Source organism: Aquimarina sp. U1-2 (genome assembly GCF_017897595.1).
Lineage (GTDB): Bacteria > Bacteroidota > Bacteroidia > Flavobacteriales > Flavobacteriaceae > Aquimarina.
Map to the genome: position 1 here is coordinate 430,060 of NZ_JAGKIK010000002.1, position 17,114 is coordinate 447,173.

16 protein-coding genes are annotated in these 17,114 nt (G+C 34.9%); 9 read left to right on the forward strand and 7 right to left on the reverse strand.

Annotated elements, in window-relative coordinates:
• Positions 1 to 71: 71 nt before the first annotated feature.
• From ccoN to J8281_RS04760, 4 genes are all read right to left on the reverse strand, one after another.
• Positions 72 to 2,267, reverse strand: coding sequence for a cytochrome-c oxidase, cbb3-type subunit I (gene ccoN, locus J8281_RS04745; protein WP_210196440.1), 2,196 nt, complete (start codon positions 2,265 to 2,267; stop codon positions 72 to 74).
• 1 nt (position 2,268) lies between these two features.
• Positions 2,269 to 2,463 carry a cbb3-type cytochrome oxidase assembly protein CcoS gene (gene ccoS, locus J8281_RS04750; protein ID WP_210196441.1) on the reverse strand — a complete coding sequence of 65 codons (195 nt, stop codon included), beginning with the start codon at positions 2,461 to 2,463 and terminating at the stop codon, positions 2,269 to 2,271.
• Between the two features lie 66 nt (positions 2,464 to 2,529).
• Positions 2,530 to 3,159 (reverse strand): pyridoxamine 5'-phosphate oxidase, encoded by a 630-nt coding sequence (gene pdxH / locus J8281_RS04755; protein ID WP_210196442.1) that lies wholly within the window; start codon positions 3,157 to 3,159, stop codon positions 2,530 to 2,532.
• Entirely contained in the window at positions 3,132 to 5,531 is a 2,400-nt protein-coding gene (locus J8281_RS04760) for a heavy metal translocating P-type ATPase metal-binding domain-containing protein (protein ID WP_210196443.1), read from the reverse strand. The genes pdxH and J8281_RS04760 overlap by 28 nt, the downstream gene beginning before the upstream one ends.
• A gap of 177 nt (positions 5,532 to 5,708) precedes the next feature.
• On the opposite strand from J8281_RS04760, the gene J8281_RS04765 reads away from it, so the two are divergent.
• The 9 genes from J8281_RS04765 (at position 5,709) to J8281_RS04805 (ending at position 12,922) form a co-directional block, all read left to right on the forward strand.
• Positions 5,709 to 6,557, forward strand: coding sequence for a universal stress protein (locus J8281_RS04765; RefSeq protein WP_210196444.1), 849 nt, complete (start codon positions 5,709 to 5,711; stop codon positions 6,555 to 6,557).
• Positions 6,558 to 6,825: 268 nt separating this feature from the next.
• Positions 6,826 to 7,671, forward strand: coding sequence for a universal stress protein (locus J8281_RS04770; RefSeq protein ID WP_210196445.1), 846 nt, complete (start codon positions 6,826 to 6,828; stop codon positions 7,669 to 7,671).
• 65 nt (positions 7,672 to 7,736) lie between these two features.
• Positions 7,737 to 8,585, forward strand: coding sequence for a universal stress protein (locus J8281_RS04775; protein ID WP_210196446.1), 849 nt, complete (start codon positions 7,737 to 7,739; stop codon positions 8,583 to 8,585).
• 132 nt (positions 8,586 to 8,717) lie between these two features.
• A complete protein-coding gene (locus J8281_RS04780; protein ID WP_210196447.1) occupies positions 8,718 to 9,569 on the forward strand; it encodes a universal stress protein in 852 nt (283 codons plus the stop codon).
• 22 nt (positions 9,570 to 9,591) lie between these two features.
• Entirely contained in the window at positions 9,592 to 9,993 is a 402-nt protein-coding gene (locus J8281_RS04785) for a hypothetical protein (RefSeq protein WP_210196448.1), read from the forward strand.
• A gap of 99 nt (positions 9,994 to 10,092) precedes the next feature.
• Positions 10,093 to 10,515 (forward strand): hypothetical protein, encoded by a 423-nt coding sequence (locus tag J8281_RS04790; protein WP_210196449.1) that lies wholly within the window; start codon positions 10,093 to 10,095, stop codon positions 10,513 to 10,515.
• 115 nt (positions 10,516 to 10,630) lie between these two features.
• On the forward strand, positions 10,631 to 11,134 hold the full coding sequence (locus tag J8281_RS04795) for a hypothetical protein (RefSeq protein ID WP_210196450.1): 504 nt from the start codon (positions 10,631 to 10,633) through the stop codon (positions 11,132 to 11,134).
• Positions 11,135 to 11,146: 12 nt separating this feature from the next.
• On the forward strand, positions 11,147 to 11,818 hold the full coding sequence (locus tag J8281_RS04800; protein ID WP_210196451.1) for a hypothetical protein: 672 nt from the start codon (positions 11,147 to 11,149) through the stop codon (positions 11,816 to 11,818).
• A gap of 114 nt (positions 11,819 to 11,932) precedes the next feature.
• On the forward strand, positions 11,933 to 12,922 hold the full coding sequence (locus tag J8281_RS04805; protein ID WP_210196452.1) for a 2-hydroxyacid dehydrogenase: 990 nt from the start codon (positions 11,933 to 11,935) through the stop codon (positions 12,920 to 12,922).
• Positions 12,923 to 12,956: 34 nt separating this feature from the next.
• On the opposite strand, the gene J8281_RS04810 is transcribed toward J8281_RS04805, so the two are convergent.
• The 3 genes from J8281_RS04810 to moaA form a co-directional block, all read right to left on the reverse strand.
• The gene (locus J8281_RS04810; protein WP_210196453.1) at positions 12,957 to 14,369 is read right to left on the reverse strand and encodes a rhodanese-like domain-containing protein; all 1,413 of its coding nucleotides are present in this window, start codon (positions 14,367 to 14,369) and stop codon (positions 12,957 to 12,959) included.
• 766 nt (positions 14,370 to 15,135) lie between these two features.
• Positions 15,136 to 15,972, reverse strand: coding sequence for a universal stress protein (locus J8281_RS04815; RefSeq protein WP_210196454.1), 837 nt, complete (start codon positions 15,970 to 15,972; stop codon positions 15,136 to 15,138).
• A 131-nt stretch (positions 15,973 to 16,103) separates the two neighbouring features.
• Positions 16,104 to 17,108, reverse strand: a complete 1,005-nt coding sequence (moaA, locus tag J8281_RS04820) for a GTP 3',8-cyclase MoaA (protein ID WP_371812584.1) — start codon at positions 17,106 to 17,108, stop codon at positions 16,104 to 16,106.
• Between the last annotated feature and the right edge of the window lie 6 nt (positions 17,109 to 17,114).

Genomic DNA, 17,114 nt, shown 5'->3' on the forward strand with positions numbered 1-17,114 from the left:
CATAGTAAACACCCTCACCTTAATCTTCTCCCTTGGGGGAGAGGAGATTTATGAATCAAATTAGAATTACGTTACTTTTCATTTTCTACAATATCGTCTTTGACCTTAATATCGGTTCCTAATCGTTGGATATAGGCTATCAAGGCAATCACTTCTCGATTTCTCATTTCAATAAAAGACAATCCGTTTTCTTGGGCATATTTTTTATCGGCTTCATAGGTTTTCGCGAAATCAGGATCGGTATATAGATTTTTTTCAATCTGAGTAGCCTGCTCATCCATCCATTGTTGAGCGCGGGCAATTTCTTCTGGAGTGTAAGGAACACCCAATGCTACCATTGCTTTCATTTTTGTCTCGGTTTGAGAGCGATCAAGTTCATTTGCTATGAGCCATTTATAACTTGGCATGATAGATCCCGAAGAAGTACTTTGCGGGTCATAAAAATGGTTGAGGTGCCAGTTATCTGAATATTTTCCGCCGACACGCATCAAATCTGGTCCGGTACGTTTGCTTCCCCATAGAAATGGATGATCATATACATATTCTCCTGCTTTAGAATACGCTCCGTAACGCTCTACTTCACTTCTAAAGGGTCGTATCATCTGCGAATGACAAGAAACACAGCTTTCTCTGATATAGAGATCTCTACCTTCTAATTCTAGTGGTGTATACGGTTTAACACTGGTTATGGTAGGAATATTAGAATCAACCATCAATGTAGGAATGATTTGTACAGCTCCTCCTATTAGAATGGCGATGGTAGCAAAAATGGTAAGTTTTACCGGCCTTCTTTCTAGCCAGGTGTGATATCCCTCTTTTGAAGTTCTATGTGGTGTCACTTTTGTAAGGGGTGCAGCTTCAGCCAATTCATCACTTACAGTACTACCATTTTTTACTGTTTTTATTACGTTATACAGCATTACGAAAATCCCAATAATGTAGATGCTTCCGCCAATAGCACGCATCCAATACATAGGGATAATTTCATTAACAGTCTCCAGGAAATTACCATATACCAAACTTCCGTCAGGATTAAATTGTTTCCACATAGAAGCTTGTACAAAACCTGCAACATACATGGGCAGCGCATACATGATTATTCCTAAAGTGCCTAGCCAAAAATGAGTATTCGCCAATCCCGTCGACCATAGTTTGGTTTTACACAATCTAGGCACTAGCCAATACACCATCCCAAAAGTTAAAAATCCATTCCACGCCAAAGCACCTACATGAACATGCGCAATAACCCAATCGCTAAAGTGTGCAATGGCGTTCACATTTTTTAGGGAAAGCATAGGTCCTTCAAAAGTAGCCATACCATATCCTGTGATAGCCACTACCATAAATTTTAATACGGGATCAGTACGTACTTTATCCCAGGCACCACGAAGCGTAAGTAACCCATTAATCATTCCACCCCAGGATGGTGCTATTAGCATGACCGAAAAGGCAACACCAAGGTTTTGAGCCCAATCTGGCAGGGATGAATATAATAAGTGATGCGGTCCCGCCCAGATATAAATAAATATGAGAGACCAAAAGTGTACAATTGATAACCGGTACGAATATACCGGGCGATTTGCTGCCTTCGGAATAAAATAATACATCAAACCTAGAAAGGGTGTAGTTAAGAAAAATGCTACTGCGTTATGACCATACCACCATTGTACCAATGCATCTTGAACCCCGGCATACACTGAATAACTTTTTAAAGCACTTACCGGAAGCTCTAGACTGTTAAAAATATGAAGAACGGCAACAGTAACTACGGTAGCCAGGTAAAACCAAATGGCAACATATAGGTGTCGTTGTCTTCTTTTTAGAATAGTCCCGATGAGATTCCAGCCAAAAACTACCCAAATGATAGCGATAGCAATATCAAAAGGCCATTCGAGCTCTGCATATTCTTTTGAAGTTGTAAATCCTAAAGGGAGTGTGATTGCAGCGCCTACAATAATTAATTGCCATCCCCAAAAATTAATAGCACTAAGGGTGTCGCTAAACATTCGCGCTTTAAGCAAACGTTGGGTAGAGTAATAGACACCGGCATAAATGGCGTTACCAACAAAAGCAAAAATAACAGCATTGGTATGTAAGGGTCTCAATCTACCAAAACTTAACCAGGATATGCCATCGGTAAGATTGGGGAATAAAAACATGAATGCCAGTAATAGCCCTACAGACATCCCTACAATTCCCCAAAGCAGTGTGGCGTACAAGAATTTTTTTACGATGTTATTATCGTAATAGAATTGTTCTATTTCCATATTAAGATTGTTTACTATTGGTGCTTTTTGAAGGGGTGTTTTTACGTTCTTTCACCAATTCATCCTCAAAAAGAATTCGTATTGAAGGAGTGTACATGTCGTCGTACTGACCGTTTTTTACCGAAATGATAAAGCCTATAAAAAAGAGTATCGCAACGACAATACTTATCGTTAAGAGTACATAAATGACACCCATACTTTTTTTGTTTACGCCTCAAATGTATGTGTGAATATTTTCTTAAAAAATGATATTTGTCAGGTTTTATATATACTCAAAAAAGGTTGTTCTCGTCCATGAGTAGTTGGATAGTAAAGAATACAGGGTAGATTTGTAGATATTATTTTTGCTATCTTTTTCTGTAAATGACATTTTCAATGGTTTGATAATGTAGCCGCCCCAATGTTCGGGTTTGGGAACCGAAGTATTATTAAATGTTTTGGCATACTTTTTCAATTGGTTGTCAAGGACATCGCGTGAGGCGATTATTTGGCTTTGTTGTGAAGCCCAAGCACTTAGTTGACTACCTTTGGGTCTGGATTCAAAATATCCTTCGGCCATATTTTTGGCTATTTTTTCTGCTTTTCCCTCAATCATAATTTGACGACCCGAAGTCATCCAATTAAATGAAATGCATACGTTGTTCGTATAGGCTATTGCTTTTCCCTTTTCACTATGATAATTCGTGAAAAAAATAAAACCTTCCCAAGTAAACTTTTTTAATAATACGATTCTACTTTTTGGAAACCCATCTTCTCCAACTGTAGTGAATAGCATAGCATTTGCCTCGTCTTCAGGATGCGCTGTGTCTACCTCGTAGAACCATTGTTGAAAATGCTCCATGGGATTATGATTTTCTCGAATGTTCATTGTTCTACCTTCAATTTTCTGCATAAAAAATTCGTTAGCAAAGTAACGTATACTATAATAGAAATAGAACTTAATGGCATAAGTATAGCAGCTATCAAGGGCGACAACTGACCGGTAACGGCAAAGTATAGCCCTATGATATTATATAAAAATGAAAACACAAAACTAGAGGAAATGATTTTCATAGTACTTTTTGAGATCTTGAAATAATTGGATATATTTTTGAATTGAGAGGCATCTAGAATGGCATCACAAGCAGGTGAGAATACGTTCACATTTTCTGATATGGCAATTCCCACATCACTTTGCGCTAGTGCTCCGGCATCGTTTAAGCCATCTCCAATCATCACAACATTTTTTCCTCGTTGTTGCAATGCATCAATATAATTGAGCTTATCTTTGGGTTTTTGCCGAAATAGTAGGTCAGTGTGCTTAGGCAACACTTTTTGTAAGTACTTTTTTTCGCTTGAATTGTCTCCCGACAAAATAGATAACGAATAGATTTGTGATAAGGCTTTAAATACTTCGGAAATCCCTTTTCTGTATGAATTATTAAAAATATATCGTCCTTTATATGTATCATCTGCACTTATGTGTACGGCGGTATTCATAGCATCTGAATCTATTTTTTTTCGTACAAAACCTGATGATCCAACTTTAATGGTATGTTGTTCGCGTTTTCCTTCAATACCTTCTCCGGTGTGTTCATCAAATTCGTCTAAAATATATATATCATGTTCAGAAAGAATTTTATAAAGCGACCTGCTTAACGGGTGGTTCGAAGCTCTAAGTGTGTTTTTAAGTAGTGCTTCTTCCTGCCTAGATAATGGTAACCCCTGATATGTTATCGTGCTTTTTTGTGAAGTAGTTATGGTGCCCGTCTTATCAAAAATGATGGTATTCGCTTTTGCCAATTGCTCGATCACATCGGCATTTTTGAGATAAAATTTTCTTTTTCCAAAAATTCTAAGAATATTGCCTAGTGCAAAAGGTCTTGCCAGGGCTAGTGCGCAAGGACAAGCGATGATAAGAACTGCTGTAAAAACATGAATTGCTTGTGAACTGTCGTAAAATAACCAGAATGTAGTAGCTGTAAGGGCTATACATAGTATTGTAATTGTAAAATATTTGCTTATGGTATCGGTTAGGTTGGTGAAAGAGGCTGATTTATTTTTGGTAAACACATTATTGCTCCATAATTGAGTTAGATAACTTTGTGTAACAGATTTTAATGCTTCAATTTCTATGGCTCCAGATACTTGTCTTCCTCCTGCAAACAGTTTTTCACCCGGGGTTTTATGAATAGATTCGCTTTCACCAGTCACAAAACTGTAATCAATCTGAGCACAACCTTCTAATAGAACAGCATCTACTGGTATTAATTCTTCATTTCTAATCAAAAGTCGATCCCCTTTTTTAATATCGTATACTTGTATATTTTTCTCAGATCTTTGATTATTGTGTTTTTCTGTATTGACTTTTGTCACCGCGATAGGAAAGTATGATTTATAATCTCTTTCAAAGGATAGAAAGGAATAGGTTTTTTGCTGAAAAAATTTTCCGAGTAACAAAAAAAATACCAATCCGGTAAGACTATCAAAAAAACCAGTTCCCAGGTCAAATATGATTTCGGTTGTACTTCTTATAAAAAGTACCAAAATACCTAGAGCAATCGGCACATCTATATTGAGTAATCGCGCGCGTAACCCTTTATAAGCGGAAATAAAATAATCCTGAGCTGCATAGCCAACTACAGGTAGTGAAAAGATAAACATGAGCCACCTAAAAACATGCTTGTACTGTTCTAACCAATATTCTTGTACTTCAAAATACTCGGGGAAAGACAAAAACATAACGTTACCAAAAGCGAAACCGGCAACACCGAGTTTGTATATCAAATTTCGGTTCGTTTTGGTGGTTTTGATCGAATAGTCATCCAAACTAATGTAGGGATCATATCCTATAGTGTTTAATAGTAATACCACTTTTTTGAGAGAAATATGCTCTTTATTGTAGGTTATTCTCAGTGTTTTCTTCGGAAAATTAACTTGAGAGACCGTGATCGCAGATTCTAGTTTATGCAAATTCTCTAATATCCATATGCACGAGCTACAATGTATATGGGGGATATAAAGCGTTGTAATTTGAGTATGATTGTTATCAAACTCGGTTAATCTTTCAATAATATCAGGAGTATCGAGATAATCGTATTTTCCTTCAATTTTTTTAGGAATGGCTCCAGGAGCAGATTGTAAGTCATAATAAGAGGATAAATTATGACTCGAAAAAATATCATATACGGTTTTACAGCCATGGCAGCAGAATGTTTTTTGATCAAAGCTTATCGTTGTTTTACCACAATCATTTCCGCAGTGAAAACAAGTAGACGCTATCATAGACACCATAGTTTTACTACAAAGGTGACAAAGTATGATTGGTTAATGAATGACATTTGTCATATTTAAAAACAAGTGTTACAAATCGTTACCGTTCATATGGTGGTCCTGATAAAAATCATAGTTTTACATAATAAGTATATATAGATTTGGATACCAAGTTTCAAATACTTTTTGATGAGAAAAATAGTAATACCTACAGATTTTTCAGAGAATGCAATGAATGCGGTACGCTATGCATTAGAACTCTTTAAGTACGAAAAATGTGATGTTTATATAATTAATGCATTTGCAGATGAAATATACGACCACACTACAAGCGCATCAAGAGATTCTTTTGAAAAATTGAAGGAGACCGTTCATAAAAACTCTGAAAAGCAACTTGAAGACATCGTTGAACAGATCGAAGAAATATCACCTAACCCTAGACATACCTATCAAGCACTTTCTATATTTGGATCCCTTGTTGATGAAACTAACGATCTTGTTGATAAAGAAAATATAGACATCGTTATTATGGGAACGAGAGGAAAAACGAATGACAAACATTTAACTTTCGGAAGCAATACCTTGCAGGTGCTAAAATATGTAAAATGCCCGGTTTTGGCTATCCCAAGTAGCTTCACCTACAAGCGCCCAAAACGTATACTTTTTCCTACAGACTACTTATTGCCTTTTAAACGACGAGAATTAAAATTATTAAGTACCCTTACCAAAAGTTTTAGGTCGAGTATTCACTTTTTACATAGTACAAAAGCCAAAACGTTATCGATTCGGCAAGAGGATAATAAATTGTTTTTACAAGGGTCGTTACCAGATATAGAACTTAAGTTTATCAGTGTTGATGCTACAGATCTTACACAAATGATTAACGAATTTATAGCACTTAATCACATAGATTTCTTGGTCATGGTGAACTCACGACATTCTTATCTAGAGCACATGTTATATCAATCGACTATTGATAAAATTGGTTTGCATGTTAAAATCCCATTTTTAACAATGCAAAACTTACAACGATATTAAGAAAGGTGATCATGAAATTAGTTGTAACAATGAAGATGATACCCACGGATATAATTATATGGCAATTCCCCCCGCCTACAGCCTCTAGGCAGGAAGGTCTGACCATAAAAAAACAATAAAATAAACAGATGAAACGAGCATTAATAAATTTTAAAAATTACTTCACAAAAGGGAGTGTTTAAAATTTTTAATGTGAGAGCGTAGCGCTTACATACGTTCTCAATTTTTTAATTATTTCGTTTCCAAACAATTAAAAAGATTTAAACGTATGAAACGAATTTTATTACCTACCGACTTTTCAGAAAATGCATTTAATGCTATTCGTTATGCTATGCATTTTTTCAAAAATAATACTACAACTTTTTATATACTAAATACGTTTACACCGGTCTCTTATCATGCAGGCTATCTTATCGAAAACCCTACCATGTATGGTCTAGAAGATGTAGCCATGATGAATTCAAAAAAAGAGCTGGAGCGAACAGAAGAAAAAATCAAAAACGAATTTGACAATCCTAAACATACCTTTAAAAAGCTAGCATCATTCAATACGCTGGTGGGTGAAATCAAAGTGGCGGTAGAAAAGTATGCTATCGACCTAATTGTGATGGGTACAAAAGGTGCAACTGGAGCAAAAGAGGTATTTATCGGTACGCATACGATGTATACCATCAAGAAAGTTAAAATTCCTGTTTTAGCAATACCCTCTGGGTATGAATTTGAAGAGCCTTTAGATGTTTTATTTCCAACCGATTATAAGCTAAGTAAAAACAATACATATCTTTCACTTATTAAAGAGATTTGTGATGCTTATACATCTAGATTGAATATTTTAAATGCATACTATGGTATACCTCTTCGGGATACTCAAAAAGAGATCAAAGAATTTTTAAGTGATTACTTTAAAGAAAATACGGCTATTTTTCATATTGAAGAAGAAGTTGACGTGATTGAGGCCCTAGAAGAGTTTCGGAAGAAATACAAAGTCAACTTGTTAATTATGATTCACAATCAACATTCGTTTTTTGAAAATCTATTGTTTAGGCCTGTAATTCATCAAATTGCATATCATACGAATATTCCTTTTCTAGTGATTCCTTCTGTTAAGAACTGAGCATTGTCATAGATCTTTTCATCATTAGCATTTAGTTTTATGTTTTTAATCGATAAATGTATATCATGAAGCGGATACTCGTTCCTACAGATTTTTCACATAATGTATATAGCGCACTTCTGTACGCTACACGATTATTTCAAAATGAAGATTGTGAATTTTTGCTTTTGCATACATTCAAAGTAAATACACCTTTATTAACTAGTAGAATAGACACGAATAAAGGAAAGCTTTTGTTTCGGCAATTATATAGTCAATCGCAAGAAAAGTTAAGAGAATCACTTTATCGTATTCGAAGAGATACAGAAGATTACAACCATTCTTTTGAGATGATTTCGGTTTCAAAAGAGTTAACAACAACAATTAATAAGACTATAAAAAATAAAAAGATAGACCTTGTAGTGATGGGAACGAAGGGAGCTAGCGGAGTCAAAGAAGTTTTTATAGGGAGCAATACCGTTAGCGTAACAAAGAAGATTGAAGGCTGTGCAGTATTGGCTGTGCCAGATGAGCATGATTTTAAAATACCCAAGGAAATAGCACTTACTACAGATTTTAAACGTGACTATAGCTTAGACGAATTAGTACCATTTTTAGAGATTGCGGCGATGTTCAAATCTCACATTAGCGTATTACATATTTATGAAAATGAAAAACTAAGCAGAACACAAGAGCTTCATTTTAAAAGGTTTAAAAAATATCTCGAAGAGTATACGTATAGTTTGCACTGGGTATCAAAGTTTGATCAAAAAACTGAGGTAATCAAAACGTTTTTAGAGACCATGAAAATAGACCTGCTAACTATGTTTAGGCATAAGCATGGTTTTTTTGATACTATTACTCGCGAACCAGTAGTCAAAAAAATAGGATTTGAAGCCACAATACCGTTTTTAGTAATACCTTCAGCTAGCTGATAATTATCATAGTTTTAGCAACAGTATCCTTTTAAATTTACGCGATAATCAAGAAGTAGAAGGACTCAGATTTATATCCAAATTTGAGTAGACCTTGAAGTGACTTACTTAGCAAAATTAAAACGTAACGTGATGAGAAAAAAAATAGTGTTGCCCACAGATTTTTCAAAAAATGCATGGAATGCGATACAATACGCAACGGCGTTGTATAAGGATCAAAAATGTGACTTTTACATTCTCAATGCTTTTAATGCTACGGGATACGCTCTTGAAAGTATGATGGTTCCAGAACCTGGTGAAAGGTTATATGAAGAGGCCAAAGCCAGATCAGAACAAGGCTTATCTAAAATACTAGAGCGCTTAACTTTCAAGGATGAGCATAATAATCACGAATTTTATATGGTTTCTCAATTCAATAGTCTCTTAGAAGCTATAAAAGATATAGTGGATAAAGAGGATATACAAATGATCATGATGGGCACCAAAGGCATTACTGATGCACTAGATGTTGTTTTTGGCAGCAACACCGTAACCATCATGGAAAAATCCAGAAATTGCCCAGTAATGGCGATCCCAGAAGATGCCGTTTATGAGGGTTTAGAAGAAATCGTGTTTCCGACCAACTTTAGAATGAGCTTTAAAAAGCGTGAACTTTTAGATATTATTGAAATTACTAAAATCAGTAACGCTGCAATCCGGATCTTATATGCATCAAACGGAGAAGCACTTAACGAATTGCAAGAGAACAATAAAAAACGGCTTCAAGAATATTTTGATGGGTTAACACATTCTATACACACATTGTATAGCCTAGACGCATCTTCAGCCGTACGTTGCTTTGTCGAAAGCAGAGATAGTGATCTAATTGCTTTTTTTAATAGAAAGCATAGCTTCTTTGGAAGCATATTTTCAAGACCAATGGTAAAAAACTTAGGTCGATACGCAAAAGTACCTGTACTGGCATTGCATAACATTAGAAATTAAACCCGGGTTAAAACACTGTGCTATGAAAAATATAGGGATTTGGATGGATAAAGAAAAAGCCTTCATCATCACATTGACAGAAGATACTACCGACATGACAGTGATTCAATCAGATATCGAAAATTTTCGCATACATGGCGGTTCAGGAACCAGGCTTAAAGGAGGGCCTCAAGATGTAGTTCAAGACAGTAGATATTTGGAACGCGAAAAAAACCAATTTAAAGTTTACTTTTCAAAAATAATTCCTCATATCAAAGACGCACATAAAATAGCCCTGTTTGGTCCTGCAGAAGCGGCTAAAAAGTTTCAAAAAGAATTAAAAGAGAATAATACCCATCTCTACACCAAGACAACAGGCGTGTACAAGGCAGATAGCATGACCGAAAATCAAACAAAGGCTTTGATACGTGATTATTTCAAATGATTAGATCGTGTTTTAAACAATCGTTCTTTAAACGCTAAAGGTAATACTCTAAATTTAGGTCAGACGCCAAATAGGTTTAACGAAACATCATCATACACCATGGCAGCTAAAATAGAAACTACAGCAGAAAAAAAATGGAAGGAAGTGCATTTTAATATATTCACATGGAAATCTGGTGTTTCTCTTATTAAAGAAGACATTGATTTTATTAAATTACTTCTAAAATCTTCTGCATTTGAATCTTCGACCCCTAATCTTTTTGAACGTTTGCAGGAATACTTAAGACAAGTAATAAAAGTTGAAGAAAGTCTACAGCAGCTACTTCAAGGCATCAATAAGCATGAAAATGAATTGGGTAACCGATTAGCCTATGATACTATTGCCTACGATGATGCATATTTTAATACACATGAATTGTTGGGTGATCGATATTCAAAATGCAATCAAGACTTTAGAGAATTAAAATCTAAAATTTTCAAGTATACAGGTAGTGTTTTGAAAAAAAACCAGGAAAAAGAATAAACTACCTATGGGTACGCCCAAAAGGCATCCAGTTAGAAACTAGTTTTAATTTTTAGGGAAGTCCTGTACCTTTTAGATCTCAATAATCAAGTACAACCTGCTAATTACGTATGTTTTGATTAGAAAAACTATAAAAATCGCCGCATTATCTTTAATCCTACTATTTGCCATTTTTTGGGTTTGGTATGAATATACATATGCTATGGATACCGTAATTCCTTTTGAAATTAATGATCCACATCTACAAACCAAAGTTTTGATTGCATCACAAGGAAGCAGATTTAAGGATTCACTAGTACAAAGTATTATTACGCATTATCAACACGATAGTATTTATTTTAAAGTGATAGATGTGTATACCCTGTTTACGGTAACTATTAAAAAATGGGATGCTGTAGTAATTATAAACTCATGGGAGTATGGAAGCCCTCCTAAAAATGTTAAAAAATTTATTAAAAATCATCCAAATCAATTGGATAAGCTAATCATTCTTTCTACAGTTGGTAGTAGTAATATCGCATTAAAAGATGTCGATGTAATATCTGGCGAATCTATTATGGAAAAAACACCTAAGTACTCTGGTATCGTAATAGAAAAATTGAATAAACTAATACAATAAACGTAACTAAAAATGAACAAATTAGGTATATGCTCATTGCTTATTATAGGGCTACTGTCTAGCTGTATTTCTAGCGAATTGGTCGAGAATTGGAAGCATCCGGATATTGATACTTTTGAAGCACAAAAGGTTTTGGTTATTGGGATAACTCCAGAAGATGATCATCGAAGAACATTTGAACGAAAACTAGTGGCAGCGCTAAAAAGAAAACACGTAAATGCCGTTAGGAGTTTTGAGTTTTTTGAAAAAAATTTTACAGCATCGCAAAAATCGGAAGAAGAATTAATAGCGCTAGAAGGTAGTCTTTTAGAAGCAGGCTTTGACGCAATATTGCTATCTAAAGTGTTAGGAGTAGAAGATAAAGTAACTGTAGTTAAGGCATATAGAAACCTGGATAAAACCTTCAAAAGGTTTAAAGATGATTATTATAAGAACCAAGAAATATATTATGACAAAGAGTATTATGAAGCCTATCAAATTTTTCATGCAGAGTCTTCGCTTTATTGCATTTGTCCTGAAAAAGAAAGAGAGCTTATCTGGAGAGGATCTATAGATATCACAGAACCCGAAAATATTAAAAAAGCAGTAAGTGATTATGTCAACGTATTGATTTGGGCACTTGAAGAACAACAACTTTTAATTATTGAAGAGCAGACAGATGAAACGAGCATTAATAAATTTTAAAAATTACTTCACAAAAGGGAATGTTTAAAATTTTTAATGTGAGAGCGTAGCGCTTACATACGTTCTCAATTTTTTAATTATTTCGTTTCCAAACAATTAAAAAGATTTAAACGTATGAAAATACTAATTTATAGTGCCAAAGATTTTGAAATTCCATTTCTAGAGAAAGCTAATCAAGAAAAACATCATGTTACGTATAGTGATAAAAGGCTTACATTAAAAACAGCCCACATAGCCATTGGGTTCGAAGTGGTTTCTATCTTTTCTGCCGATGATGCATCTTCTTTGGTTTTAGAACGATTAAAAGACTTTGGGGTGCGTTATATCACAATTAGGGCTACAGGGTATGATAATGTTAACATCATGAAGGCAAAAATCCTGGGGTTGCGGGTAGCCAATGCCTCGGGATATGCTCCCTATGCTATTGCAGAACATGCGATAGGTTTGCTGCTGGCAATTAAGCGCAAATTAATAGCATCCAACGAGATGGTAAATGCCCACAACTTTTCTCTGAGTGCTCTTGTTGGGTCAGATCTAAACCAAAAAACTGTCGGAATTATTGGAACAGGGAAAATAGGTAAGGTTATTGTTAGCATTCTTCATGGATTTGGATGTAAGATATTATGTAACGATGTGCAGGAAGATCAAAATTTGATAACTACTTACGATGCTCAATACGTTTCTTTGCATGATATCTATAAAAACTCTGATATCATTTTTCTTTGCGTTCCACTAACCACTCAAACGCACTATATTATTGATAAACATGCTATAGCGCAAATGCATCCTCATGTTATCTTGATAAATATCGCTAGAGGCGCGCTTGTACATACCCAAGATATCCTTACCGCATTAGAAGCAAAAAAGATATATGCTTATGGAACAGATGTTTATGAGAAAGAGGAAGGGGTATTTTTCTATAATCATTCTAACAATGCACTCAAAGACGATGTATTGCAAAAACTTATTGACCTACCTAATGTACTGCTGACTCCGCATCAGGCATTTGCTACGCAAGAAGCACTCTCTAATATCGCTGAAACCACATTTCATACGATCAACTGCTGGGATCGAAAAGAGCACACCGAGAATGAACTTACTTAATTATCAAAATTCAATTAAATACCCATGATGACGTTCATTTAAGCGTATTAGGGCATACGTTATTAGTGGTTTTAATTCCTACTTCTTTTATGTCCTTAAAACCACCGGCTATATCAATAAGGTTATGAATACCGCGACTTTTTAAAATAGAAGCGGCAATAACCGAGCGATATCCTCCTGCACAATGCAAATAAAATGTTTTGTCTTCAGGAAATTCAGATAAGTACTCATTGATATAGTCTAAGGGAGTATTATATGCTGCATCCATATGTTCGGCAGTAAACTCACCTTCTTTACGTACATCAAATACAATAGTTTCTTTTTTATCTATCACATCTTTCAATTCAGATGCAGTTATAGAAGTAATAGTGTCGTACTCTTTACCAGCATTTTTCCAGGCATCAAAACCACCCTTCAGGTAGCCTAATGTATTGTCGAATCCAACTCGAGATAATCTGGTAATCGTTTCTTCAATTCGGCCTTCGGGCGCTATAAGTAGGATAGGTTGTTGTACGTTGGCAATTAAAGCACCAACCCAAGGGGCAAAACTACCATCTATCCCAATAAAAATGGATCTGGGGATGTGACCTTTTACATAATCTTTTTGATGCCTTACATCTAGTACCACAGCGCCAGTATCATTCGCAAGTTTTTCAAATTCTGTCGGAGATAATGGCTTTGTTCCTTGTTCTATAACCTTGTCAATATCTTTATACCCCTCTTTGTTCATTTTAACATTGAGAGGAAAATATAAAGGTGGTGGTAATAAACCATCGGTTACTTCTTTAACGAATTCTTCTTTGGTCATATCTTCACGAAGCGCATAATTCATTTTTTTTTGATTACCTAGAGAATCTACAGTTTCTTTCATCATATTTTTACCACATGCAGAACCTGCACCATGGGCGGGATAAACAATCACATCATCTGCCAAAGGCATAATCTTATTGCGTAAACTATCAAAAAGCGTTTCAGCCAATTCTTCTTGCGTCATATGTGCTGCTTTTTGAGCGAGATCAGGTCGACCTACGTCACCCAAAAATAAGGTATCCCCACTAAAAATAGCATGATCTTTACCGTTTTTATCTCTAAGAAGATATGTTGTACTTTCCATCGTATGACCGGGAGTATGTAATGCGATTATTGTGATATTGCCCAATTTAAATTCTTGCCCATCTGTGGCTATAATAGCGTCAAAAGTGGGATTTGCCAAGGGGCCAAATATAATATCAGCATCAGTTTCTTTTGCCAATGTAACATGGCCACTTACAAAATCGGCATGAAAATGAGTTTCAAAAATGTACTTTATTTTGGCATGATCCTCATTAGCTTTTTCAATGTAGGGTTCAATCTCTCTTAATGGGTCTACTATAGCCACTTCACCGTTACTTTCAATATAATAAGCGCCTTGTGCCAGACAACCTGTGTACATTTGTTCTATCTTCATATTTTCTTTTTTTAAAGCTTCAGCAAATTATTGAACTGGTTTAAACTTTTTTAATTTGCTAAAAAAATGCTGTTTTGCACTTCTATTTTATAATTTTTAACTTCCGTAGCGCTGCTATGCAAGTAAAAAATTACTTCATCTAAGCACAAAACCTTTCGCAATCGCACCATCTGGCACCTTCCTATCGGTCGGTCCTGCCTAAATCAAAAAAGTTTAAACCAGTTCATTATTAAAAAACTATGGATTTATGATTTTTTTCAAAAATAAGGCAATTAGTTTTCAAACTCTAACCTCATTTGCAATATTATATGATTCTGACTAGTAGAAACTACGACTTAAGGTCTAACGATTAACTTCTTTTAGTTTAGATGACACATGAGTATTTCATACGTTTGAATCTTTTAATTGTTTGAAAAATAAATAATAAAAAAACCTACCTTGCTGGCAGGCAGGTTGAGAATGTATACAACCGCTACGCTCTCATATTAAAAATTTTAAATCCTGCGTGCCATCTGGCTTGTTCGCTAAAAATTTTTACTAAACATTTTTTTAACGCTCCACCCCGTGAAGTAATTTTTAAAATTTGTTACTATTCGTTTCATAACGACCTCAAGTTTTAGCGCTACAGCCAAAAAAATGTTATTCTCGATATTGTTTGTGTCTAGTTAAACATACGACAGATTGTAAACGATAACTTTACAAAGGTATTTTATATGAATGTGGTTAACGTTACATTAAATTCCCAAAATAGAAGATAAGATAAATGTTAGCTATGCATAATTAAAAGAGGGACTCGTGTACCATAACTAATTTTTGAGGTTTCTGTCCCAATAAAAAAACGTTCCATAAACGTTTCTCTTTTGATAAACATTGCGGTTAGATCGATATCCATAATCTGAACGAAACTATGAATAGCTAATGCTGTCGGAATGTTGATAATAGAATGAAAACTATGATTAACATCTTTAAAAAATGCTTTCATTTGCTTTTTATCATCAAAATCGGCAACGGTAATAGTATCATCCTCTTTAATGGTTACTATTCGCAGTGAAGCTTTGTATCTGGATATGGTATCGTATAGGGGTGCTATACCCTCGCTATGAAAACGATCGGTTTTATCTATTGCATACAGAATTGTTTTAGGCTTTTTAAACTTATACCCTTGAGGGACAGCGATTACCGGGCAACTTACTTTTTTAATGACATTGAGTGTATTACTTCCAAAAACGACCTCTATCGCTCCTGTAGCACCATTGGTTCCCATCACAATAAGGTGTATGTCTTTGGATGCAATGGTTTGTTTTATTGCGTCAACAAAATCATCATAATCAATAATGGTATGAAAAGCGTATCTTTCTTTAGCATATGCAGATTTTAGTTCGTTGGTGACCGTGGTTAATTTTTTCTTAAACACACTTATCACAGATTCGTGTACCGAAGAACTGGTAGGTGCAGTCATAAGATCATCTGTGATGTAATGAGATGATTTATGAATATGTAGCATATAAAAAGTGCAGGTTTCGTTTTTAAAAAACTCCATCGCATAGTTCATTGCGTTTTTAGCATTGTCAGAGAAGTCGGTGGGAAGTAAAACATTCTTCATTATCGTAAACTACCTAAGATCAGTACATCTCAATTTATTAACTACCATTGTAGATTTTAAAAGTAGTGTAGAGATGCAAGAATTACTATGATATTTATCAGTTAATTCGAATATAGGGTAGCCACGTGAACTTATCCTCCTATGGTAATCATGCTTCGGTTATTATGTGCATCGGTTTGTTTGAATTTATCTATAGTATCCATGCCACTACGAACTTTAAATTTACTTTGTATGGCATGCTCAATAATTGAAGTTATGGAGTGTCCTTGTCGCAACGGAGTTAAGATATCTGACTCCTTTGACGAGAATAAACAATTTTTAATCTGTCCGTTAGCGGTTAAGCGAATTCTGTTACAACCATCGCAAAATGGATTGGTGACAGAACTTATAATGGCAAATGTACCTTGATACCCTTTTATGCGATAAGATTTAGTCGTGTCATTTAAGGCATCTTGTTGTTTAATGCAATTTTTTTGGTCAAAATGAGTAGTTACTCTTTGAAGTATGTCTTGCAGAGAAACCATTTGATCCATTTTCCAGCGATTTCCATCAAAAGGCATAAATTCTATAAACCGAACTTGTATTGGATGTTCTTTGGTGAGCTTAATGAAGTCAATAATTTCATCATCATTAAAACCCTTCATCAATACACAGTTAATTTTAACGGTAAAACCTTCTCGAATAAGTAGCAAAATATTTTGGTATACTTTTTCAAAATAAGATCTTCTGGTGATTTTTCTATTTTTTTCTGCCTTTAGGGAATCCAGACTTACATTAAGTGATTTGATCTTACATTTTTTAAACAGATCAATAAAGCGGTCTACCATAATTCCGTTGGTCGTTAAGGTAAGTTGCACAGGTAGTAAAGCTAATTGCTCTAAGATCTGTGAAACATCTTTTCGAACCAGCGGTTCTCCTCCTGTTAGCCGAATTTTGGTAACCCCTAGATCAACAAACTTTTTGGCAATCGTATAAATCTCTTCATACGTCATAATGTGTTCTTTTGGAGACAATTGAATGCCTTCTGCAGGCATACAATAGGTGCAACGCAGATTACACCTTTCTGTAAGTGAAATGCGTAAATAGTTGTGTTTTCTACCAAAAGTATCTGTAAGTATGTCTTTCATTATTAAAATACTATA